Genomic DNA, 21,466 nt, shown 5'->3' on the forward strand with positions numbered 1-21,466 from the left:
CACTATAAAAAAAGAATTGTTAGTCAAAATCAACCAATAACTTTAACAAAGCGTATTATTTTTAATTCGGTTTTGTATATTGCTCATCGCGTGTGAAGGTGGATACAGCTCCCATATGTGATAGTTCAACAGGTGTACCATCTTCTTTAACAAAATCAATTTCTTCTAATTTAGGGTAGTTTTCAAAGTAAGAATGGAGGACTTTGCCTAAAAATAGATATTCTCCAGCAGTCCCTTGAATATTTTCTGTTGCCTTATCCATTACTAGAACTAGTTTTTTCTCGTCATTCTCAAAACGATATTCTAGTAATCCTACATTTGTTGCGTCAATTTCTTCAAATATTTGCTTCACTTTATCTTCAGATGGATCAATTTCCACCTCGTAAGGCTCTACAAATTCTGCATTGGCATCTTCACGGTAAAGAGTAATTTTACTATTTCCTTCTGTAGGAGGTGCACTCTCTTCTGCTTGTTCAGTTCCAGCCCATTCATAATCAGATTCAACCTTTTGATCGCTCAATTCAGATGCCATAGACCAAACAACCAGTTTGTACTTTCCGGCAGGTACTTCTGCTAGTTCATTTTTCAAATCAAGCTTAACGGAAATCTCTTCATTAGGCTTTAGTTTCTTTTCCTGAATTGCTTGTGTAAAGTTTTTATTGGCAGAATACGTATACACGACATTTTTGTCTTGATTTAGTAGCTGATACTCTACCTCCTGTCCGCTTGGAAAGGTTAGTGTCATTTCATTATCCGCAGGGTTTTTAATAAGGAGCATTGCTTCTCCATTAGCATCAACATTTAATTGGGTAGAGACCTTTGCTTCTTTTTCTTGCTCTTCACTGCCTGTTGTTGGGTCATTATCATTATTAGTTCCGCAGCTAGCAAGGAATAAGATTGTAAAAATAGTTAACATACTCCAAAACATTTTTTTCATTTTGTTCACTCCTTTAAGGTATTAGACAGTTTTTATCTGAGAAAGTTTCAGATTTATGGAAAAGTAATAGATAAGTTCCTTTAAGTGGATTATACTGGAACTAAAAAATGTTATATCACCTTAATTTTTACTATATACTGGATTCACAAATTGTGTGATGTCTTATTGAAGTAAGTATTTCCCTCAATAATAAACGGGATTTATTTCCACTCTGGCAGATTTTTCTTGGGTTGAGCAGTATGACATTACCTGTCATTGCAAATCAAATTTATGAATTGAGTCATTATATTGTGAATATACTTCTATCATATTTTCGAAATATCACTACCTACATTATTTCATAATCTCATGCATAACTTAACAAAGATATCTTTATCTTGACTAGTATTGTCTTTTAAAAAGGAGCTGAACTACTATATTGAAAGATAAGGCTCAATCACTAAATGTCATCCCCATCATTATAACAATCGTTTTTTATCTTCTAGTACTAGGTGTATTCCTTCGAGACGCTATAGATGGTATCTCGTTTTTAGTTTTACTGCTCCTTAGTTTATTTATGCTAACTATCTCTATCTTCATATTTCGAAGAAAACAGAAGACCAAACAACAACTTACTATTTCTCTAGCGATCCTATTGCTTCTATTTTGTTATGAGCTTCCGCTTCTAGGGTTCGTTACAAAAACATACGTAGCAAACTTATATGTAGAACCAAGACAGACAGTAGAAGGTTCAGGAATCTTTATAGTAGCTATTTCTTACAAAGCTTTAGATAACATGGAAAGCAAACAGGAGGCTCAGGAGTATTTAAGGAAGTACCCTGATCAAGAGGTCATAACAATTACTAAAGTAAGGAATGAGATTCTTTACGAAAATAAGAACAGGACAATATTTGAGTGGCTACAACTTAAAAAAACGCCGAAGGAAGAGATGAGAGAGAACTTAAAACTGTACTTTGGTAAAGAAGAAGCAAGGCTTACAGAATATTTCAAGCATGATAAAGGGATAGGAGACAGTGCAGGGCTAAGCTTGCTGTTAACTGAACTCATTATAAAAGGTGAATTACAAAATGGTCTACGTTTGGCTATTACAGGTGCCATTGATGCAGAGGGAAATGTTTTAGCTGTTGGAGGCTTGAGAGAAAAACTACAAAATGTTAAAAAATATGATTTTCCTTTTATGATTATACCGAGCGAAAATGCAAAAGAAGCAGAGACCCTTCAAAGAGAGTTAAAGTTAAATATTGAAGTTATTGATGTCGAGCGTGTTGACGAAGCCATTGAAGTAATTAATGATTTGAACGAAAAATATAAAAAGTAGATGGATAACTAAACAGAGTGACTTGAAATATTTAGAACGCCCATAGTGGCGTTTTTTTGTTTACTAAAATTTCATTTTCCTGAAATTTCAAGTTGTAAAAACAAACAAATGTTCGTATACTAAAAAGTAATAGGAGGGAACAAATGTGCGCATAATAATTTTGAAGTCAATGAAAGCCAATCAGTTATCTGAAATGATTTACATGAAACACAATGGGGAAATCAGTAAGAGACGAGTTAAGGTGCTAAGTGTCTCTAAGGACTCCTTCCAGGCTTATTGCTTTTAAGAGGTACGAAAAGGATCTTTAAAATAGAAAATGTGTTAGCATTTGTTCCCGTTCTCCAAAAGGAACGTGAGGTTATATGAATATTCATGATAAATTTTTTGAAGGGATTAAAAAATCTAAATATCCTTTAGATCCTCGTCGAAATATTAAATGGGGGACATCTATGATGCTTCCAGAACATGTCTCACTACTTCGTGAGTATTATGAAGAGGTAAAGAAAGAGCCTAAGCCAGTATTAACCGAATACGATTATGTCATAATCTCAGAGACGCTTGAGTTAGCCTATACGTCTAAAGGTGATACGAAGATCAAACGCTGGAAAAATGGTCACTATATTTATAACAGGGGTACCATTGAAGAAATAGATGTAAAGCATAGGACAATTCATCTTCACGATCCATTTTATTTAATACCTATTAAGCTAGAAGAAATTGTAGATATAACAATTATGGACTAAGGAGTTGCTAATCATGAGCAAAACGAAGGAACAATTAGAGCTAGATCAATTAGTAAATGAATTATTTGAAAAATATTCTGGTGAAGTAGTGAATTCTTATATAGAACGGATTAGCGATATAAGTTACCAGGACATTGACCTAGAGCTTTGCACTACTATAGAAGAAACATGTAATGAATCCACCAACCTGTAAAAAGGTAGGTGGATTTTTTGATTCATTAGAGGGAGTGAAAAGAAAATTTTCATTTTATTTTGAATGTACTTTATTATGCCGATAATTTAGTTAAGCTTACAAAAACCTTATAGTGCAACAATATATAAATAAACCAAATAATTTCTTAAGATTTTCTTCAGAATTATACTGCTGGAATGTTAAGAAATGAAGGTTACAATAAGAATCATAAGAAAGCAAACGTGAGGAGGTAGCAAGAGATGCCTGAGTTTACTGTACTAGTGACCGATGATGATCAAGACATTCGAGATGGAATAGAAATCTATTTAAAAAATGAAGGCTACCGTGTGTTGAAGGCAGGAAATGGGATAGAGGCACTGGAGTTGCTAGAGGAAAACGAGGTTCATGTCATTGTATTAGATATCATGATGCCTCAAATGGATGGAATTTCTGCTACTTTTAAAATTCGAGAGCAAAGAAATATACCAATTATTATGTTAAGTGCTAAAGCAGAGGATTCAGATAAAATTCACGGATTGTCTGTAGGTGCAGATGATTACGTAACGAAGCCATTTCATCCTATGGAACTTGTAGCCAGAGTTAAGTCACAGCTCAGAAGATACACAAAGCTAGGGACGTATCAGGGCAGGCAAGCGGTGATAGAAGTGGATGGTCTCATTTTAAATCAGGAGGCAAAGGAGCTTTCTGTAGAAGGAGAAGCGGTAAAGCTCACTCCAATCGAATATAAAATAACGGAACTATTAATGACCAATGCAGGTCGAGTTTTTTCTATTCATGATATTTATGAACGAGTATGGAATGAACCAGCCTACAACGCGGAGAATATAGTGGCTGTTCATATCCGTAAAATACGCGAAAAAATTGAGGCAGACCCTAAAAATCCGAGATACCTAAAGGTGGTGTGGGGAGTTGGCTATAAAATCGACAAGTAAATGGAGTTTTCTATTTTCAATAGGGGCTATTCTTTGCGGAGCAATATGTTTATTTTATTGTACATCACAGCTCATTCCAATCATGGAGATTAGCAGAACCTTTACAGACATTGTTGAATTAATGAAAGGAGGAGCGAGATGAAGCGCCCTCTAGGAAAAGTAATTGTATTGAGTGTGTTGGTAGTGATAGCCGTTGGTGCGTTCATTACTCTTACAAATTTAGGTAGAGAGTATATAGGGAAAAACTATTTCGATAGCTCTAGCTTTCAACAAGAATTAGACGAGTTCGAATCTGCACTTGTTCCATTAGCGTTGGCTGTCCCAGATATAGAAGCAGTAAAGAAAAATATAGTAGTTACCTCTAGTGAAATTGAAGAGCATCGTAATCGTTATGGAAATTTGGAAGATCAAATCTATTCTATAGAGCGTAACTACGAGGATAGAATAAACTCTACAACTACAGAGGAGACATCTGCCGAGGGTGATGCAGCACAGGAGAAGGATGTAGAAAACACGGTTAGAGCTAGCCTCATAGCAGAACGGGATGCTAAGATAGCCGATATTAAGAAGAATTTTGAAAGCGACGAGTACGTAGAGGATAAAATCCGAAAAGAAAAAGAAGAAGAAGTGGATGCTTATTTCCAAAGTGTAGCTAAAGCAAAAAACCATTTATTAAATGAGAAAGATGATTTTAACTACGAATTAAAAAATGTAGAAACCGGAGAGGTATTTACAAACGGAACAATCGGAAAGAAAATGGCGTTTAAGAAAGTGTACTCTAGTGATAATGGCTATTTAAAGGAACCTAACACGTATTCACCAGCAATTAATGAAGATTATTACGACGGCGCTTATAGGGATCTAAGTGACACTCTTGGAAGTCGATATACTCGCTTTGAAGGTACCATTGCCATATCAGAAGCAAGTATGCTTAGTGGAAATAGATCGTATGAGTACAATTACTTTAAAACACGACAGCTAATTTTTTATAGTGTCATTGTAGTAGGGATTCTTTCAGCAGTATTGTTTGTGTTTCAATGGAGAAAGAATCGTAAATCTTTCATTTTTGAAAAAGGAAGAGCAAAATATGAAAGCTTGCCAATTGATGTTCAGATAGTATTAATTTTTGTTAGTGGATTCCTAGCAATTTTATTTACTGAAGAAGCAATGCTCTCTGTTTTCCATTATGGAGGATATGATATACCAATCGGTGGATTTATTATTGCGGTTATCTTAACAGCAGCAACTCTCTATCAAATTCCATGGCTAAAAGAATCGTTAAGTACAGCAGACTGGAAAAACAGTCTCACAGTTCATGGGATTAAATCATTGGAAGGTTTTTTCCTAAATCGCTCCATTGGGGTACAAACAATTATTATGCTAATTGTAGTATTTTTCTGGGGAGTAGGTACGGTCTTAATGGCAAGTATTCCAGAACTAATCATCTTATGGATTCCTTGCACGTTGTTTATAGGCATTCCTGTCCTATTTATTTTATTATCTAGAATGGCTTATTTGAATCGTATTATTGGAAAAACCGAAGAAATGATTAGAGGCAATGATGGGTCTGAAATTAAGGTGAAGGGAAGATCACCGATTGCTAAGCTTGCATCGAATGTGAATGAGTTAAGAGGGCGGGTACAAACTTCTCAAATCGAGCAGGTGAAAAGCGAGCGTCTAAAAACAGAGCTAATTACTAATGTAAGCCATGATTTAAGAACACCACTGACCTCCATCATTACGTACACTGATCTTTTGAAAAATCCCGATATTACGGAGGAAGAGCGAGCTTCGTATATAGCGATTTTAGATAAGAAATCATTACGGTTAAAAACATTAATTGAAGATTTGTTTGAGGTATCTAAAATGGCCTCGGGAAATATTGAGTTAGACAAACGTAAAGTAGATTTAACTCAGCTGTTGCAGCAGGCAGTTGCAGAGCACCAGGAGGATATTGATAAATCAGGACTAGATTATCGAGTGACTATAGGCTCCAAGCCAATCATGTCCTATGTAGATGGGCAAAAGTGGTGGAGAGTTCTAGATAATTTAATTATCAATACGTTAAAGTATTCGCTACCAAATACACGAGTCTATGTAAATTTAGACCAATTAGATGACCATGCAGTATTTGTGTTTAAAAATATCGCGAAATATGAGCTGGGCGATGATGTGGCAGAGCTTACGGAGAGATTTAAGCGTGCAGACACATCCCGTCACACAGAAGGCTCTGGACTAGGCCTTGCCATTGCTCAATCTATTGTAGACTTACATGGGGGAAGCCTGGTAACCGAAGTAGACGGAGATCTGTTTAAAGTAACTGTCAAAATACCAGTAATCTAATAAAGAAAATCGAAACCCCTTCCCTTGTGGAAGGGTTTTTTTGTTGTGTACGCATGGGATGGGAGTAAATTTTACTCGGGAGTAAGCTTGGAGCAGGGAGTGTAGTAAAAAAGAGAGTGATTGTCGTAAAGTAGAGCTGGATTGTAGTAAACGAGACGCGGATTGTCGTAATCGATAGTCAGGGATAGTGTTTTGTCATTGATTGTAGTAAAAAACTAGTTGATTGTCGTAAAGTAGAGCTGGATTGTAGTAAACGAGACGCGGATTGTTGTAATCGATAGTCGGGGATAGTGTTTGGCCATTGATTGTAGTAAAAAACTAGGTGATTGTCGTAAAGTAGAGCTGGATTGTAGTAAACGAGCGAAGGATTGTAGTAATCCATCTCCAGGAGGAGACTCAGGCCGGCAATGGTTTAAAACTGTGACTTGCTATGTCAAACCCTCTGAACAGCCTACCTAATCTTCGCTCAAACTACTACCGGTTCGTGAATCTTTATTTCTTTTGGATGACGTAGTAGCGACTTTTCGTATTATTGATAGGATATAATCTAGAGTTCCTTAATAAGTAGGAAGCAGCATGCTTGTCTTTTAGATTTAAAAATTCCATGCACTCTTTGTTGGAGATTGTTTCCTTATACAGATAAAACCAGTCCTCTAATGCTTGCTGTTGCATTGTCTTTTTTAAGGTGCCGCATGAGGAACAATTCCCTTCTACAAATTGAAAGCATTTTCCACATAGCAAACCTTTCTTAATGTCCTTCAAATCTAAGGGATGGATATGAGATAGTGGTTTTGGGATAAACTCGGTGGTGTTCACTGTGAAATAATTTAGGAGATGTTCAAATTTGGTTACGGATAGGATGTCAGGGAGTGCGTGAAGGGAATTAATATGAGTTGCAATGTCGCAACCCATGACTGCTCTTACTAGCTTCGGAGGTTGTGTAACAATAGTTTTAGTGGAAGCGAAGACGATAAAGTTTTTCACTGGAAGCTGAATTTTGAGAGAATTTAATAGTGATGTTAGCTTTTGGGCGTGGCGTATGATTTGTTGCTCAGGACATTTAAAGGCTGTGATTTCCCCATTGATTTCACGTATAAGTTGATCTGGATTTCTTTGGAAGGAAATCTTTCCTCGAATATTTTTGATTTCGAGAATGGCAAGGTATTTCTGGGTAAGAATCAAGGTGTCGATTTGAAGGTAGCTGGAGTCGTGTATAGGTAGATGAAGGTCCTTTAAGATAGCATGCTGTCTTAAAAAAGGTATTTGCTTCAGAAAGTTATCAACGTATGTTTCGCCGGCATAGCCTGCTTCAAGATTATAGATACGATCTTCTAAAAGGGAAGTTAGGGAATGCTGAATAGGTAGTCTATGAATAAATCTCTTGTATACTTCAATCGGCTTGGGAATGACACGGGGTTGGTCTATAGTAATCTCTCCTTTTTCTTAAAACATATCATCTACTAAAATAGAAAACAAGTATCAGGAGACAGAATTTTCCCATAAATGATATACTCAAATTAAAAAGGGGTGGAGAACAATAGAATCTTTATACCAACTAAACTTTGCAAGAATCTATACACTAGGCAGAATCAAACAATGCCGAGAAGATGAATGGGATATAAAGCCTAAAGGATTCTCTAACACCGTTCGTTGGAATGTTGGGCACGTTTATGTACAAATGGAAATTTTGGTTCAAAAAGCTATTCCAACTTACAGTATTGTACATCCTGAATGGATACCTTTTTTTGCCCCAGGGACAGGCCCGGATGATTGGCAGGAGATACCCGCTTCAAAAGAAGAACTAGTAGTTAGTTTAAAAGACCAGTTAGACCGTGTGTTAGCACTTTTAGCACCAAATCTTCAAGATTATTTAATAGATACGTTAGAGATAGGGAATCTACATAGCATGGAAACTGTAGAGGCAATTGTGCAATTTATTGTCTGGCATGAAGGCGTTCATGCAGGAATCATTCATTCGATCAATCAAGCAAATATGGAGTAACAGATGAAAATATATATTGTGGGATCAGTAGGAAGTGGGAAAACGACCCTTGCTCGTCAGCTAGCGAATCACTATAATATTCCTCACTTTGAAACGGATAACTTTGTTTGGACCAGACGCCCTGAGGGGGATATTAGAAATTCTGAAGAGAAACGAGACGATTTGCTAAAAGATGCAATTCGATTGGAGCAGTGGATAATCGAAGGAGTCCATATTCAGTGGACGGATTCCGCATTAGAGGCAGCCGATTATATTTTATTTCTAGATATTCCAGTAGCTATAAGACATTGGCGAATTATAAAGAGGTTTACTCGTCAGGCACTTGGATTGGAAAAAGCTAACTACCAGCCAACCTTTTCTATATTTCTAAAAATGTTTCAATGGACGAGATACTTTGAAAAACAAATGAAACCTGAATTTCTTAAGAAGTTTAATACGTATGATAAGAAAGTAGCGCTACTATCAATGAGTGATTTCCGAAAAATAATAGCATTGTTTTAAATACGCTAAAACATCAAAAAGAGATGACCCTTAGATGGTTAGGATCATCTCCTTTTCTTTAATGCTTCTAGCTCTTTAATCACTTGGTCTAATTTTTTTTCTATTTGAGAGAGCTGCAGTTTCTGATTGTTCTTAGAGTTTTTTTCAGATTTCTTTTCTTCTAAGGATTCTTGGAGGGTGATACCTTCTCCAATAGTACCAATGAGGAAACCTAATGTGATGACGACAGAGCCCAAGAAGTCCACGGTAGCGCCAAGGTTAGGTTGCTCACTAGGTTTGTCGTTGTTATTGGGAGTCATATGTTGTCTATCATCCTTTGGCTGTCTTTTCATTAGCATATGATAGCCGAGGAGGTTTGGTTATTTTTTTGTAGAGACTAACTTATGTTCGTAGGCATAAATGACAGCTTGAGTACGATCATTTACCTCCAGCTTGGACAAAATGTTGCTGACATGGGTTTTTGCTGTTTTGAGCGCAATAAATAAAGTATCGGCAATATCCTGATTTGTTTTGCCTTCGGCTATGAGAAGAAGTACCTCTAGTTCACGATCAGTCAAATCTTCATGTAATGAACGACCAGATCCTTGTCGCATGCGTAACATCATCTTGTTAGTGACCTCTGGCTCTAAAACAGCATTACCATTTAAAGTTTTACGAATTGAATCAGCAATATGTGAGGCTTTGGACGTTTTCAAGAGATAGCTGATCGCTCCTGCTTCCAAAGCAGGATACACCTTGTCGTCATCGATAAAGCTAGTGACTACCATCACTTTGGCTTCAGGCCATTTTTTAATAATTTCCCGAGTAGCCTCTGCCCCGTTCATAATAGGCATGACCATATCCATTAAAATAATGTCAGGTCGATGCTTGAGAGCCAATTCGACTGCCTCTAGTCCATTTACTGCCTCAGCTACAACCTCCATATCTGGTTGAGCTTGTAAGTAAGCTGAAACGCCGATACGGACCATCTCATGGTCATCGGCTAGCAAAATGCGAATCATTCTATTCACTCCTCCGTGGCCTTTTTAATATCTATATTTACAGGCTGGACTACTGGTCTTTCAATAGGCAGCTTCACTTCTACAATTGTTCCTTGAGAGGGAACGGATACGACTTTGCATGTAGCACCAATCTCGACGGCTCGTTCTCGAACACTTTGAATTCCATAAGAGCCATTTTTACCTTCTCCTACTTCAAACCCAACACCATTATCCTGGACACGGAAAATAGCGAGATTGTCTCTTTCAACGAAGAGAATGTCTACTTCAGTTGCTTTAGCATGTCTTAGTGTATTTGATAAGGTTTCCTGTGCGATTCGGAATAAATGATCCTCGGCGCCCTTAGACAAGGAAACCTCTTCTAATCGGTAGTGTATGGTAAAAAACACTTTCTCTTGAAGCTCCTGAAGTAACTCCTCTAAGCCTTCCTTTAAGGTTTTATTGTGTAAAGCTGCAGGGCGTAGGTGGAGAAGTAGCGCGCGCATTTCTAATTGAGCCTGCTGTACGATTTTTTCTGTTTGCATTAAGGTTTTTGGGACTTCTCCATTTTTAGATTCTTCTATTTCTACCATGGTAGATAGAAGCATGGACGCTGCAAAAAGCTGCTGGGATACGGAATCATGGAGCTCTCTAGCCAATCTTTGTCTTTCTTGGACTAGTCTTTCCTGAATAATTCTGTCCTGTGTTTCAGCCTTTTCATTTGTTATACGCTGTAATGTTTTTCGTTGGGTCAGGATTAGCTGTTCTAGTTGAGTAACAGTTGCCTGCATTCTTTTGGTCTGTGTATATTTTTTCTTGCTCGTTTCAAACGTTTCTGCAAGTAATGGTCGTAAGCTCGTTTCTATTTTCTTTTCTTGACCGCATACCTTTTGAAGTGTGTTCAATGAAAATCCGAAGCTTATAAAAGCTAGCACAATTATTATCCATACGCCTAGAGGTATTTGTGCATATGTCTGGTTTAACAATGACCACCAAGCTTCGTCATTTGGCCAGCCCCAGACAACATATAAAAGTAACACAATAATACTAACTAGATAGAAAAAGAGGGAGATTCCTTGCCCTAGAAGTATTTTCATTTTCGAATCACCTCAACATCACCAATCCACGTGGATACAGTTATGAGTAGCTCTGCTGGATGAGAAACCTCATCTAGGTAACCGTCCTTTACAAGGACAGTCTGGTTCCATAGACGCTGAACTCCGCGGGAAAGAATTCGTGCTTCACCAATTACGGTAGTGTAATGTATGCGGACTGGAATCTCGTATGGAACATGTATTGTAACCTTTCCTAAAGATTGTCGAATGGAAATAAGGGAAGTGCCTTTTGGTAGCACTGTCTCCGTAACATCAATTACATAGTCTCCGTAAAAGCTTTGCACGTGAACATCCTGCCACTCATAGGCTTGAAATGGCGTTGATTGTGATGAAAATAGCTTGTTTTGAATAATACTATTTGGTGTTTCTTCATATACCTTGCCAAACGGTTTAATCACTTGGCTAATAGGTTCGTTTTTCCAAAGCTTATAAAGGGAATAGACAAGGATAGCTACTAAAAACAATCGTAGGCTCCACATAGAAAAGATAGCTAAAATCAGAAATATAAAGCCTAGCCAGAACATATATTTCGATTGCTTCCGTAAGCTAAAGTACATCATTCCTATGCCAAGAAGGACTAATATAATATTGCCGTTCCCAAATATAGTAGCTTCTATAAAAATGAGAAAAACAAAACAAATAAGAAAAAAAGCTAGCTTGTTTGTTTGGTTTTCTTTCATGCTTGTATTCTCCCTTCTTCGCATAGTAATGCATGAGAAGGAGAAGGCGTTTGCCTTCCCCTCATTGGTCCTATAAAATGGAAAACCTTTTACTATATATTACACAATTTCAGCCTTTGGTTGTTCATTTTTTTCTAATTGTTCTAAACGTTGCTCCATGGAAGTGATTTCATGCTCTTTTTCAATTTTTTGTCCAAGGCGTTCGATATATTGTTCCATGTCTTGAAAATTACCGAATCCTTTCTGCTTTTCTTCAGGCTTTAACAATTGATCCATTTGGTGGTGGGCACGTGTAACATTTTCTTTGCCCATGAGCTGCAGTTGGCGGACCTTCATATCCTTCACTTTGTGCTTCATCTCTTCATATTTGCGCTCTAACCCGAAAAGCTCCTCCATCGTTTGGTGAATGCTAGTCTGTAAAGTTGTTGCACGTTCGTTGTAGGCGTCAACCTCTGCCTGTGCAAAGGAAATTAAATCTTCTTCGCCTGAAGCAGTAGCTAGTTCTACTTGGTTTTTGCGTTTTTCAGCCATCTGTAATGTCTCAGCCAATTCTTTTTCCAGCTCTTGCTTTAATTTCCCTTGGCGCTCTAACCATTTACCGGTTTGCTCTGTTTGCTTCTCGGCTTCTCGAATGTATTGATTGAGCATAGCGATTGGATTCTTTTCTTCTTTTTTATCAAATAGTTGATGTAGATCAGCCTTAACTGAATACTTTAGTCGTTGTAGTAATGATGTCATGTTTGTTTCCTCCTTATTTATTAAGTTCGTTCCACTGTGTTTCAAAATTAACGAATGGATCATCTTTTTTTTGTATTGATAGTGAAAGCTCTTCCTTATTCCAAGTTTTCCAGATGAAGTATAAAGCTACGATTGATAAGATACCAACGAATCCTGGTATATTAGAAATCGCTGTCAATAAACCGATAATACCGACTGTTGCCCAAAAGATTTTTAGTAGGCTTGAATCGCTTTTTAAGTAGAAATGTACACCTGCAATGACGAACAATGCGGATATTCCTAATCCTAATAACGGACCAAGATTCACCAATGCTACAATTCCTGCAATTATCCCAAGTGTAACTAAACCAAATTTTTTCATATATTTGTTCCTCCTCTCGTCTGTATCTATAGCTTACCAACTCCTTATGTTTTGCTAAACGGGCTTAAACATGATTTTCTCCTCGGTCTTAAGGCTGAGAAGGAGTAAATTACGCAAATCTGCTATACTAATGGGAAAAGACAAAATGGAGAACTCAAATGAAAAAAATTGGCTTTATAACGTTAGCGATCCTTATTTATTCCGCAATTGTTTTTTATTTTGGTTGGAGTGTGTGGACATGGTTAGAAGCTTTCTTCTCAATTAATCTTGGGATTTTCATGGGGATTTGGTTTTTAGTTGCTTATGCAATTATTATTGCAAGACTTGACCACAGACTAAGAACTTTTAGTATAATAGGTTCTTATTGGCTTATAATCATGCAGTATGGAATTCTTTTATTCCCGATTGCAAGTATACTCGTGTGGATTTTCCCAGAGTATTTAAAGCTGATTGGTGGAATCGTTTTGCTAATCTTTGTTTTGATCATGTTGCTCGGAACATATAATGCCTTCTCGCCAGTAGTCCGAAAACTTACTATTACCATACCTAAAAAGGGAGCGGCAGTGGACAAGCTAAAAGTGGTGGTTGCATCTGACTTTCACCTTGGTCTGTTATCCAATAAAGTGCATTTACAAAGATTTGTAAAAAAATCAAATGAACAAAATCCAGATTTGGTATTACTAGTTGGAGATTTAGTGGACGATGACCCAATATGGTTTGTAAAAAAGGGCATGTCCGAGGTGATGAAGCAGCTTCAATCTACGTATGGTAATTATGGGGTGCTAGGAAACCATGAATACTATGGAAAGAAAATTCCATTACTTGTGGAGGAAATGGAAGCTTCCAATGTAAAGATGCTATTAGATGAAACAATCATGGTGGCAGACACGTTCTATTTGACAGGACGTGAGGACTTAACGAATAGAAACAGAAAAGAACTATCCGAATTGGCACCAAAACAAAACAATTTGCCATGGTTTGTAATGGATCATACACCGTCTAATTTACTCATCCCTGAGAGGGCGAAGGTAGACTTTCACGTGTCGGGTCATACCCATCGTGGTCAAATGTGGCCAAATCATATGTTTACCCAAAGAATTTTTGAGCTAGATTACGGGTATAGGAAAAAAGGAAATATGCATGCGATTGTATCTTCCGGATTTGGATTTTGGGGACCACCGATTCGACTAGGTAGTCAATCAGAGTTATGGTCGGTAGAGATTAAGTTAGAGGATGTGTAAGTATAATGGAAGCATGGGTTACAGACTGGATGAATCAGTTTGGATATTTTGGCGTATTTTTATTAATATTGTTAGAGAACGTATTCCCGCCGATACCTTCAGAGGTTATTTTAACGCTTGGAGGATTTATGACAACTACAACTTCGATGACCAAGGTAGGTGTTATTCTAGCAGCTACTGCGGGGTCGGTAATTGGCGCGGCAATTCTTTATGGGATTGGTCTATTACTAGATGTAGAGCGTTTAGAAAAGATTGTGAACAAGTACGGTAAATTCTTGAGACTTACTATAAAAGATATTCATAAGGCGGATGCCTGGTTTGACAAATATGGCGTTTGGGCTGTATTTTTTGGTCGACTAATTCCATTGGTGAGAAGCCTTATTTCTATTCCAGCAGGGATGTCAAATATGAAATTTTGGCTGTTCCTTCTATTTACTACACTAGGTACACTTATTTGGAACACGGTTTTAGTTTCTGTAGGTTCTGCAGTAGGTGAAAACTGGGAGGATATCGTAGGGTATATGGATATCTACTCGAACATAGTGTATGTTCTTATAGCAATAGTAGGGATTGCATTTTTAGTATGGTATTTTAAAAAACGTGACTAAGGAGATCTTATGGAAATTCTAGAATTATTTAAAGCATTAATATTAGGTTTTGTAGAAGGTATGACGGAGTTTGCTCCGGTTTCATCAACTGGTCATATGATTATCGTGGATGATATGTGGCTGCAAACAAAAGACTTTTTAGGAGAATACTCAGCTAATACATTCAAAATTGTTATTCAGCTTGGGTCAATCCTCGCTGTAGTCGTTGTCTTTTGGAAAAGATTATTGAGTTTAATAGGCTTATATAAAATAAAGGATGCGCCTAAAGGCGGACAGTTAAAGCTAACTCATGTAATTGTTGGGCTTATACCTGCTGGTGTGCTAGGTGTATTGTTTGAGGATTACATCGATGAGCATTTATTTACAACAGAGACTGTATTAATAGGATTAGTGCTAGGTGCGATCCTTATGATTGTTGCTGATAAACTTGGACCTAAACATCCAAAAACGAACACACTAGACAAGATTACATATAAGCAAGCAATTCTTGTAGGTCTTATACAATGTCTATCATTGTGGCCAGGATTTTCTCGTTCTGGTTCAACGATTTCCGGTGGCGTATTATTAGGGATGAATCATAAAACTGCAGCAGATTTTACGTTTATCATGGCTGTGCCGATTATGGCAGGGGCAAGCTTTCTATCCCTTTTGAAAAACTGGGAGTACGTGGAGATGAATCATTTTGGCTTTTATGCAGTAGGCTTTGTCAGCGCATTTGTATTTGCTTTAATATCGATTCGCTTCTTCTTGAAACTAATTGATAAAGTTAAACTAACACCGTTCGCTATTTATCGAATAGTTTTAGCAGCAGTACTAGCGGTTATTATATTTTTCTAAGAATAACAAAAAGCATTGGGCGCTCCCAATGCTTTTTTTTGTTATTTAGGAAATTATTAAACTCTGGACCTGTGGATAAATAGATGTCTAGCTCCACCGCCTTGCCCCTCGGGGTCAAATGGATAAAAGCTGCGGTGGCTGAGGAGCTGCCTCCTCGCTTTTCCCCATTTGCCTGTCGGGGCAGACATAGGCGCTTGCGCTTTTCTTGTTATTTTTTTGGAAAGATGACAGTCACTAGGGTTCCGGTGTTTGAGGATTCTACCTTTATGATTCCGTTATGTGCTTCTATAAGCTGTTTAGTAATTGCTAAACCAAGACCAGTTCCCGAAGTTTCAGAGGTAGTATTTGTTCCTCTATAGTAACGGTTAAACAAGTTGTCTAATACTACCTTTGGAATACCAGGGCCCTCATCTCGAATCGTGAGGCAGGCTAGGCTGTCTTTTTCATAGATTTCCAAGTATATTTTAGTGCCATTCGGAGTATGTTTTACTGCATTTCCTACAAGATTATCGAGAACCCGTTCAAATAGCTTTGCATCTAAATAGACAGTAAGATCCTTATTCCCTCTAGGTTCTTGAACATCATTCCAATGACTGGCGATAACATAGGATCTTAAAAATTTAAAGAGATTTAATTTTTCTTTGTTAAGTTGAATTGCATCGTTTTTCAATTGGTAAGTAAAGGTCAAATCCTCGATTAAGGCATTCATGTAATTAGACTTTTCCTGCATGGTTTTAGCAAAGTGTTGTACCTCTTCAGCCGACCAGGAGTATTCATAGGAAGCTAGCATGGTAGAATATCCATAGATTGAACTGAGAGGGGTTTTTAAATCATGAGAAAGCCCAGTAATCCAGTCCTCTCTTAGTTTTTCCGTTTCTATTATCTTCTCTTCGTTACTTTTTAATGTATTTGCTAATTTGGCTAGGGACTTATCCACTTCCTCGTATATACGGTATTTTCGTTTAAATCTACCGGATTTTGGCGAACGCAATTTTTTATCATTTGGTGATTCATAGTCTTTTACGCTTAACTTTTCAATTCTATGTAAGAAGTAGAGCAAAGGACGACCAAATCGATATCCAAGCCAGATAGAAAAAAGAATAGTAAAGATGAACAGAAAGAGATGAAATGCTAAAATGGAGAACACTAGCTTTTTCATGGTATCTACTAAGGCCGGCTCAAAGGGATGATAATTCATATTAGGCATTCGTACTACTAGGACTTTTCCATTTTCCATCATTCTGATAGCTGTAACTTCTTTTCTTTCAAAGTAGTCCTGACTATTCGTAACTACTTCCATGCTACTTAATGCTTTATTCATATCCCCATAAAAGATTTCTTCTCTTATCCCATCGGAGTTGTATATTTCAACGGATGCATCTACAGCTGAAATTTCTTTTTCTAGCTCCTCGTTCATTTGAATTTCATTATTTATGTAAAGCTTATCAAGTAACGACTCTACCGGATGGTCTTCTATGAAAATCATGAAAAGCTGGTCTGGTAACTCCCAAACAACATGATCTTTTTTCTGTATGGCAGTCCATTCAATAGAGTGTGAGGACTGATTTTCTTGGTTAGTAGCTACAAGAATTTTGCCTACTTCGTCTACAAGATATACATGGCCGGAGTTTTGCTTGGCTAATTTTACAAAGTCCTCCGAAAATATATAGCTACCATCCGTTTGTTTCTGAATGTCACTTTCTATTTCAAAGGCATCCAATGCACGAATATCCGAGATAGCTTCCTTTGAAAGTAAATCGTAAATGATATAAGCGAACATCCCAAATGTGACTAAAAATAATACGGCATAGAATACGACAAAATAAATTAAAAATCGTAGTGATATTTTACTTGAAAGTCTCATAGTTACTTCTCCTCGTTTACGAGCTTATAGCCAATCCCTCTAATCGTTACCAACTGTTGAGGATTACTAGGATTTTGTTCAATTTTCTCTCGGAGTCTCCGTATATGTACCATGATTGTGTTGTCATCTATATAGCTGTCTTCTCCCCAGATAGAAAGAAAAATTTGCTCCTTAGATAAAATCTGTCCGGCATTTTCACAAAATAGAAGCAGTAAATGAAATAGTTTACCCGTAACAATACTTTTTTCTCCGTTTACAGTTAGCTCTGCGCTACTTTTATCTAACATAAAATAGCCGAATTTATATACTTTTTCGTCAGAAGGTTTAAATACAGAAGTATAGCGTTTCATATGTGCTTTCACTCGGGCTGCCAACTCCAATGGATTAAAAGGTTTGGTTATGTAATCGTCAGCTCCATTCATAAATCCTCTTATTTTATCAGCATCGCTTTCTTTTGCGGTTAGAAAAAATATAGGAGCATTGGATTTTAAGCGAATTTGTTTAGCTAAATCAAGTCCTACTCCATCAGGAAGCATTATGTCGAGTATATATAAATCATAAAGACTAGTGGAAATATAACTACTGGCCTTCTGATAAGTTTCACAAATATCAATATGACGAAAATCTTCTCTTCTTAATATGATTTCTACCATTTCAGCGATGGCAAGCTCGTCTTCAACTATCAAAATATTAGTATCTTTCATAATTAATTCACTCCTATAAATATTTAAGGTTTCTTTAAGGTTGGTTTCAATATATTATAAGCTTACCATTTTATACTAATTAGGAAGGTGAAAAATTTAGGGGGTTTTTTAGATGCATACAAAAAGGGTACGCTTTATAGATGCTTTAAGAGGATTAAGCTTGTTGGGTATATTATTGGCTAATCTTTTAATCTTTCATTACGGTATTTGGGGGAAAGATGAAATTAGTTATTTTTCTTTGTCGGATACAGACAGGGGTTTATATTCTTTTCTTAAAATTGTTGTAGAAGGGAGTTTTATGCCCATTTTTACTTTTTTATTCGGATATTCCCTAGTCATACTAGCGGAATCCATAAAAAATAAGAATGGAAAAGTAAAAAGGCACCTGTGGAGACGTTTTTTACTACTCTTTTCATTAGGTTTATTACATGCAACCTACTTGTGGGAAGGGGATATTTTGGCCTTTTACGGAATGATGGGGATCTTCCTATTACTTTTTCTCAATAGAAGAAAGAAAACGTTAATTATTTGGGGAATGGTTTTATTTATCCTGACTGGGGCATTGGGTTATGGGGTAGTCGAGGAAACGATAGAGGAAGAGAAAAGATTGTCTGATTACATAGAAAAAACATATGATATCTACAAAAGCGGTTCTTATGAAGAAATAAAGGATCATCGAAATAATGAGAGCCCCTTGTTTACGGACGATGAGTTGGAAACGGCCTTCTTAATACTGTTTATGCTGTTATTTGCACCGCTTTTGACCTCTCCAATGTTTTTATTCGGAATGGCAGCGGCAAAAGGTAAGTTATTTCAAAAAATGGAACAGGAGGAGAAATGGTATAAGCTTAGTATGGCACTATTGCCGATAGGACTTTTGCTAAAATCAGTAGCTATACTTGGGGATGAGTCCAATTGGACGGGCATTTTTCAGCATCTAGGAGCACAGTTTCTTTCCATAGCTTACATTGGTACATTTGCTTTTCTATTTAGAAAGTTTTCTGCGAGCAAAGTATTCCTTGGTTTAGAGAGTGCAGGGAAGCTTTCCTTAACTAATTACATTTCACAAAGCGTAGTATGTACCTTTGTCTTCTATGGATACGGCTTGGGTCAGTTTGGAACATTGGGAATGCTAAACAGTATTTTTCTTGTTTTTATACTTTTTGTATTTCAGTGCATAAGCAGCTATTTTTATCTAAAAAGATTTAAACGAGGTCCTTTAGAGATGATTATTAGAATGGGAACAAATCTATCCTGGAGAGGGAATTTAAAAGCGAAAAAGCAGAAGATAAAAGTAGAAAAAGTGCTCGAATAATAACAAGAAGTTAAGGTTTTGGATTACGGCTCCAAACGAATAAATTAGAGCGAACTTATAATTGCTAAACAGAAATTGCAAATTAATTAAATTCTGTTTAAGGTTTATCGTATTGTTTTAGTGATAGTACTAGCAGTTATTATATTTTATAAATTATAGAGATGACTTCTTTCACAGGGGTCATCCTTTTGTTTTGGGCTACGTTAAAATTAATGGTTTTCTGTCTTTTTCATTAAAGATACCCGTTAATAATGCATTTAAAATAATACATCTTGACAGTACAGTAAAACATGATAAAATTCTAGTAACTTTAGCGATTGAAAGCGTTGAATCGCGAAAGTGAAATATGTACGAGTGATTGTCCTAGTAATCTGCATGTACCCAGCAAAAAGAGACTGAACGGTTGGTGAAAGTTCAGGTAATCATGATAGATGAATTACAACAATTAAGTAAACTCGGTTTTAATGAAGTGGTTGAGCATACACGATGTTCGACAAATAGGGTGGTACCGCGGAGATTTCCTTCGTCCCTAGCTATAGGGATTGGAAGGTTTTTTTTCATTCCTAAAAACTATTATTAGGAGGATTAGCAATGTTTCGTATTCGTTCCACGATCTCCCCCTCATTTTCGGAGGCGGCACTACTTAGTACTATGATTATCGCTATAATGGCGCTTTGTATCATAAAATTTGATTCAGTTCCTCATATGCCTATCTTACTGGCAATTCTATTACTCATCACTTATGGTCTTATGAAGAAAGTACCTTACAAAAGACTAGAAGAAGGACTAGTAGATGGTGCCAAAGCGGGACTAGGTGCAATTTTCATCTTTTTCTTTATTGGTATATTAATTAGTAGCTTAATGATGAGCGGGACGATTCCAACACTTATTCACTTAGGCTTTCAATTTATTACGCCACACTTTTTTTATGCTATTGTATTTCTAGTTACTTGTATCGTTGGTTTATCGATAGGAAGTTCCCTAACAACAGTAGCTACAATCGGTGTTGCTTTTATTGGAATGGCTAGCGCTATGGATATTTCTTTGGCTATTACAGCTGGTGCAATTGTTTCAGGAGCTTTTTTCGGAGATAAAATGTCTCCACTATCAGATACTACAAATCTCGCATCTGCTATCGTTCAGGTAGATTTATTTGAACATATTAGAAATATGGGATGGACAACGATACCAGCATTCATTATTTCGCTAATTGGATATGGGATTTTATCGCCAAACAAAGAATTTCAACAGCTCGAGCAAGTAAATGAATTTCAAGCTGGACTACTCCAAACAGGGATGATTCATTGGTATACACTGATTCCTCTTGTTTTACTCGTTATACTTTCCATTAAGAAAGTGCCTGCTATATTATCTCTGGCTTTCACATCATTTGTTGCTATACTTATTTCCTATTTCCATCAATCTTTTAGTTTTGGGGAAGTATTGAATATACTATTTTACGGTTTTACATCTAGCACGGGTATGGAAGCAATTGACTCCTTACTTTCTAGGGGCGGCATTAATAGCATGATGTTTACGATTGGGCTTGTTCTTCTTGCCTTAAGTATGGGTGGACTTTTGTTTACGCTCGGGATCGTGCAAAGCTTACTGATGAAAGTGGAAAGCTCGCTAAGGAAGGTGAGTTCTGTTATTGCAACCACTGCTTTTACCGCAATAGGGGTTAATACACTTATCGGAGAGCAGTACTTATCGATTTTATTGACTGGAGAAGCATTCCAAGCACAATTTAAAAAGGTTGGTTTGGCCAATAAAAACTTAGCACGCGTAATGGAAGATGCTGGTACGGTTGTAAACCCCCTTGTACCATGGAGTGTATGTGGGATTTTCATAACAAATGTATTAGCTGTGACAACACTCGAGTACTTACCATTTGCATTTTTCTGCTTGCTTAGCCCGATCTTAACTATATTATTTGGATTTACTGGGAGAACATTAACTTATATCGAGGAAAAATAGTTTTACTCTAAATCCTCATTACTAACAGAGTGTAGACAAAAGGGTTGGAAATCGAAACGATTTCCAACCCTTTTGCTATT

23 protein-coding genes are annotated in these 21,466 nt (G+C 36.9%); 13 read left to right on the plus strand and 10 right to left on the minus strand.

Annotation, left to right across the window (positions count from 1 at the left end; genetic code table 11):
- Positions 1–61: 61 nt before the first annotated feature.
- Positions 62–937: a BsuPI-related putative proteinase inhibitor gene (locus tag Q0371_RS06750; protein WP_298469708.1), complete on the minus strand. Its 876-nt coding sequence runs from the start codon at positions 935–937 to the stop codon at positions 62–64.
- A 418-nt stretch (positions 938–1,355) separates the two neighbouring features.
- Here Q0371_RS06750 and Q0371_RS06755 point away from each other — a divergent pair, with 418 nt between their 5' ends.
- The 6 genes from Q0371_RS06755 to Q0371_RS06780 all read left to right on the plus strand — a co-directional run bounded on the left by Q0371_RS06755 (position 1,356) and on the right by Q0371_RS06780 (position 6,466).
- Positions 1,356–2,255, plus strand: a complete 900-nt coding sequence (locus Q0371_RS06755) for a S16 family serine protease (protein WP_298469710.1) — start codon at positions 1,356–1,358, stop codon at positions 2,253–2,255.
- A 145-nt stretch (positions 2,256–2,400) separates the two neighbouring features.
- The gene (locus Q0371_RS19195; RefSeq protein WP_366518562.1) at positions 2,401–2,541 is read left to right on the plus strand and encodes a hypothetical protein; all 141 of its coding nucleotides are present in this window, start codon (positions 2,401–2,403) and stop codon (positions 2,539–2,541) included.
- A 76-nt stretch (positions 2,542–2,617) separates the two neighbouring features.
- Positions 2,618–2,998, plus strand: coding sequence for a YolD-like family protein (locus tag Q0371_RS06765; protein ID WP_298469713.1), 381 nt, complete (start codon positions 2,618–2,620; stop codon positions 2,996–2,998).
- A gap of 13 nt (positions 2,999–3,011) precedes the next feature.
- Positions 3,012–3,191, plus strand: coding sequence for a hypothetical protein (locus Q0371_RS06770; protein WP_169359226.1), 180 nt, complete (start codon positions 3,012–3,014; stop codon positions 3,189–3,191).
- 239 nt (positions 3,192–3,430) lie between these two features.
- Positions 3,431–4,123, plus strand: a complete 693-nt coding sequence (locus tag Q0371_RS06775; protein ID WP_169359225.1) for a response regulator transcription factor — start codon at positions 3,431–3,433, stop codon at positions 4,121–4,123.
- 138 nt (positions 4,124–4,261) lie between these two features.
- Positions 4,262–6,466: an MFS domain-containing histidine kinase gene (locus tag Q0371_RS06780; RefSeq protein WP_298469717.1), complete on the plus strand. Its 2,205-nt coding sequence runs from the start codon at positions 4,262–4,264 to the stop codon at positions 6,464–6,466.
- Between the two features lie 492 nt (positions 6,467–6,958).
- Here the strand turns inward: Q0371_RS06780 and Q0371_RS06785 are convergent, their stop codons facing one another.
- Entirely contained in the window at positions 6,959–7,897 is a 939-nt protein-coding gene (locus Q0371_RS06785) for a nuclease-related domain-containing protein (protein ID WP_366518563.1), read from the minus strand.
- 106 nt (positions 7,898–8,003) lie between these two features.
- Between Q0371_RS06785 and Q0371_RS06790 the strand changes: the two genes are divergently transcribed.
- Together Q0371_RS06790 and Q0371_RS06795 are read left to right on the plus strand one after the other, a co-directional pair.
- Positions 8,004–8,468, plus strand: coding sequence for a DinB family protein (locus tag Q0371_RS06790; protein WP_298469752.1), 465 nt, complete (start codon positions 8,004–8,006; stop codon positions 8,466–8,468).
- A 3-nt stretch (positions 8,469–8,471) separates the two neighbouring features.
- Positions 8,472–8,969, plus strand: a complete 498-nt coding sequence (locus tag Q0371_RS06795; RefSeq protein WP_298469720.1) for a DNA topology modulation protein FlaR — start codon at positions 8,472–8,474, stop codon at positions 8,967–8,969.
- A gap of 44 nt (positions 8,970–9,013) precedes the next feature.
- Here the strand turns inward: Q0371_RS06795 and Q0371_RS06800 are convergent, their stop codons facing one another.
- The 6 genes from Q0371_RS06800 to Q0371_RS06825 all read right to left on the minus strand — a co-directional run bounded on the left by Q0371_RS06800 (position 9,014) and on the right by Q0371_RS06825 (position 12,840).
- The gene (locus Q0371_RS06800; protein WP_169360876.1) at positions 9,014–9,268 is read right to left on the minus strand and encodes a hypothetical protein; all 255 of its coding nucleotides are present in this window, start codon (positions 9,266–9,268) and stop codon (positions 9,014–9,016) included.
- Positions 9,269–9,328: 60 nt separating this feature from the next.
- Positions 9,329–9,970 carry a response regulator transcription factor gene (locus Q0371_RS06805; protein WP_169360877.1) on the minus strand — a complete coding sequence of 214 codons (642 nt, stop codon included), beginning with the start codon at positions 9,968–9,970 and terminating at the stop codon, positions 9,329–9,331.
- Between the two features lie 5 nt (positions 9,971–9,975).
- Entirely contained in the window at positions 9,976–11,043 is a 1,068-nt protein-coding gene (locus Q0371_RS06810; RefSeq protein ID WP_298469730.1) for a sensor histidine kinase, read from the minus strand.
- Positions 11,040–11,741: a cell wall-active antibiotics response protein LiaF gene (gene liaF, locus Q0371_RS06815; RefSeq protein ID WP_251555167.1), complete on the minus strand. Its 702-nt coding sequence runs from the start codon at positions 11,739–11,741 to the stop codon at positions 11,040–11,042. The genes Q0371_RS06810 and liaF overlap by 4 nt, the downstream gene beginning before the upstream one ends.
- Before the next feature lie 99 nt (positions 11,742–11,840).
- Positions 11,841–12,479 (minus strand): PspA/IM30 family protein, encoded by a 639-nt coding sequence (locus Q0371_RS06820; protein WP_251555144.1) that lies wholly within the window; start codon positions 12,477–12,479, stop codon positions 11,841–11,843.
- Positions 12,480–12,492: 13 nt separating this feature from the next.
- Entirely contained in the window at positions 12,493–12,840 is a 348-nt protein-coding gene (locus Q0371_RS06825) for an ABC transporter permease (protein ID WP_251555141.1), read from the minus strand.
- 158 nt (positions 12,841–12,998) lie between these two features.
- On the opposite strand from Q0371_RS06825, the gene Q0371_RS06830 reads away from it, so the two are divergent.
- Genes Q0371_RS06830 through Q0371_RS06840 form a run of 3 tightly spaced genes read left to right on the plus strand, consistent with a single transcriptional unit; the run spans position 12,999 to position 15,526 of the window.
- Positions 12,999–14,081 (plus strand): metallophosphoesterase, encoded by a 1,083-nt coding sequence (locus Q0371_RS06830; protein WP_169360882.1) that lies wholly within the window; start codon positions 12,999–13,001, stop codon positions 14,079–14,081.
- Positions 14,082–14,086: 5 nt separating this feature from the next.
- Positions 14,087–14,689 carry a DedA family protein gene (locus Q0371_RS06835; protein ID WP_169360883.1) on the plus strand — a complete coding sequence of 201 codons (603 nt, stop codon included), beginning with the start codon at positions 14,087–14,089 and terminating at the stop codon, positions 14,687–14,689.
- A gap of 9 nt (positions 14,690–14,698) precedes the next feature.
- Positions 14,699–15,526 carry an undecaprenyl-diphosphate phosphatase gene (locus tag Q0371_RS06840; RefSeq protein WP_298469738.1) on the plus strand — a complete coding sequence of 276 codons (828 nt, stop codon included), beginning with the start codon at positions 14,699–14,701 and terminating at the stop codon, positions 15,524–15,526.
- Between the two features lie 208 nt (positions 15,527–15,734).
- Here the strand turns inward: Q0371_RS06840 and Q0371_RS06845 are convergent, their stop codons facing one another.
- Both Q0371_RS06845 and Q0371_RS06850 read right to left on the minus strand, forming a co-directional pair.
- A complete protein-coding gene (locus tag Q0371_RS06845) occupies positions 15,735–17,390 on the minus strand; it encodes a HAMP domain-containing sensor histidine kinase (RefSeq protein WP_298469741.1) in 1,656 nt (551 codons plus the stop codon).
- A gap of 2 nt (positions 17,391–17,392) precedes the next feature.
- A complete protein-coding gene (locus Q0371_RS06850) occupies positions 17,393–18,094 on the minus strand; it encodes a response regulator transcription factor (RefSeq protein WP_298469743.1) in 702 nt (233 codons plus the stop codon).
- Between the two features lie 112 nt (positions 18,095–18,206).
- On the opposite strand from Q0371_RS06850, the gene Q0371_RS06855 reads away from it, so the two are divergent.
- Together Q0371_RS06855 and nhaC are read left to right on the plus strand one after the other, a co-directional pair.
- Entirely contained in the window at positions 18,207–19,409 is a 1,203-nt protein-coding gene (locus Q0371_RS06855; protein WP_298469745.1) for a DUF418 domain-containing protein, read from the plus strand.
- A 591-nt stretch (positions 19,410–20,000) separates the two neighbouring features.
- Positions 20,001–21,386 carry a Na+/H+ antiporter NhaC gene (gene nhaC / locus Q0371_RS06860; protein ID WP_298469748.1) on the plus strand — a complete coding sequence of 462 codons (1,386 nt, stop codon included), beginning with the start codon at positions 20,001–20,003 and terminating at the stop codon, positions 21,384–21,386.
- The last annotated feature ends 80 nt before the right edge of the window (positions 21,387–21,466 follow it).

The organism is uncultured Psychrobacillus sp. (genome assembly GCF_938022135.1).
GTDB lineage: Bacteria > Bacillota > Bacilli > Bacillales_A > Planococcaceae > Psychrobacillus.

Bases quoted from the DNA above. Each gene is read 5' to 3' on its own strand.
- Q0371_RS06750 (WP_298469708.1), bottom strand. From the start codon at position 937: ATGAAAAAAATGTTTTGGAGTATGTTAACTATTTTTACAATCTTATTC.
- Q0371_RS06800 (WP_169360876.1), bottom strand. From the start codon at position 9,268: ATGACTCCCAATAACAACGACAAACCTAGTGAGCAACCTAACCTTGGC.
- Q0371_RS06795 (WP_298469720.1), top strand. From the start codon at position 8,472: ATGAAAATATATATTGTGGGATCAGTAGGAAGTGGGAAAACGACCCTT.
- Q0371_RS06830 (WP_169360882.1), top strand. From the start codon at position 12,999: ATGAAAAAAATTGGCTTTATAACGTTAGCGATCCTTATTTATTCCGCA.
- Q0371_RS06835 (WP_169360883.1), top strand. From the start codon at position 14,087: ATGGAAGCATGGGTTACAGACTGGATGAATCAGTTTGGATATTTTGGC.
- Q0371_RS06825 (WP_251555141.1), bottom strand. From the start codon at position 12,840: ATGAAAAAATTTGGTTTAGTTACACTTGGGATAATTGCAGGAATTGTA.
- Q0371_RS06780 (WP_298469717.1), top strand. From the start codon at position 4,262: ATGAAGCGCCCTCTAGGAAAAGTAATTGTATTGAGTGTGTTGGTAGTG.
- Q0371_RS06770 (WP_169359226.1), top strand. From the start codon at position 3,012: ATGAGCAAAACGAAGGAACAATTAGAGCTAGATCAATTAGTAAATGAA.
- Q0371_RS06805 (WP_169360877.1), bottom strand. From the start codon at position 9,970: ATGATTCGCATTTTGCTAGCCGATGACCATGAGATGGTCCGTATCGGC.
- Q0371_RS06775 (WP_169359225.1), top strand. From the start codon at position 3,431: ATGCCTGAGTTTACTGTACTAGTGACCGATGATGATCAAGACATTCGA.
- Q0371_RS06765 (WP_298469713.1), top strand. From the start codon at position 2,618: ATGAATATTCATGATAAATTTTTTGAAGGGATTAAAAAATCTAAATAT.
- liaF (WP_251555167.1), bottom strand. From the start codon at position 11,741: ATGAAAGAAAACCAAACAAACAAGCTAGCTTTTTTTCTTATTTGTTTT.
- Q0371_RS06850 (WP_298469743.1), bottom strand. From the start codon at position 18,094: ATGAAAGATACTAATATTTTGATAGTTGAAGACGAGCTTGCCATCGCT.
- Q0371_RS06855 (WP_298469745.1), top strand. From the start codon at position 18,207: ATGCATACAAAAAGGGTACGCTTTATAGATGCTTTAAGAGGATTAAGC.
- Q0371_RS06810 (WP_298469730.1), bottom strand. From the start codon at position 11,043: ATGAAAATACTTCTAGGGCAAGGAATCTCCCTCTTTTTCTATCTAGTT.
- nhaC (WP_298469748.1), top strand. From the start codon at position 20,001: ATGTTTCGTATTCGTTCCACGATCTCCCCCTCATTTTCGGAGGCGGCA.
- Q0371_RS06820 (WP_251555144.1), bottom strand. From the start codon at position 12,479: ATGACATCATTACTACAACGACTAAAGTATTCAGTTAAGGCTGATCTA.
- Q0371_RS06840 (WP_298469738.1), top strand. From the start codon at position 14,699: ATGGAAATTCTAGAATTATTTAAAGCATTAATATTAGGTTTTGTAGAA.
- Q0371_RS06845 (WP_298469741.1), bottom strand. From the start codon at position 17,390: ATGAGACTTTCAAGTAAAATATCACTACGATTTTTAATTTATTTTGTC.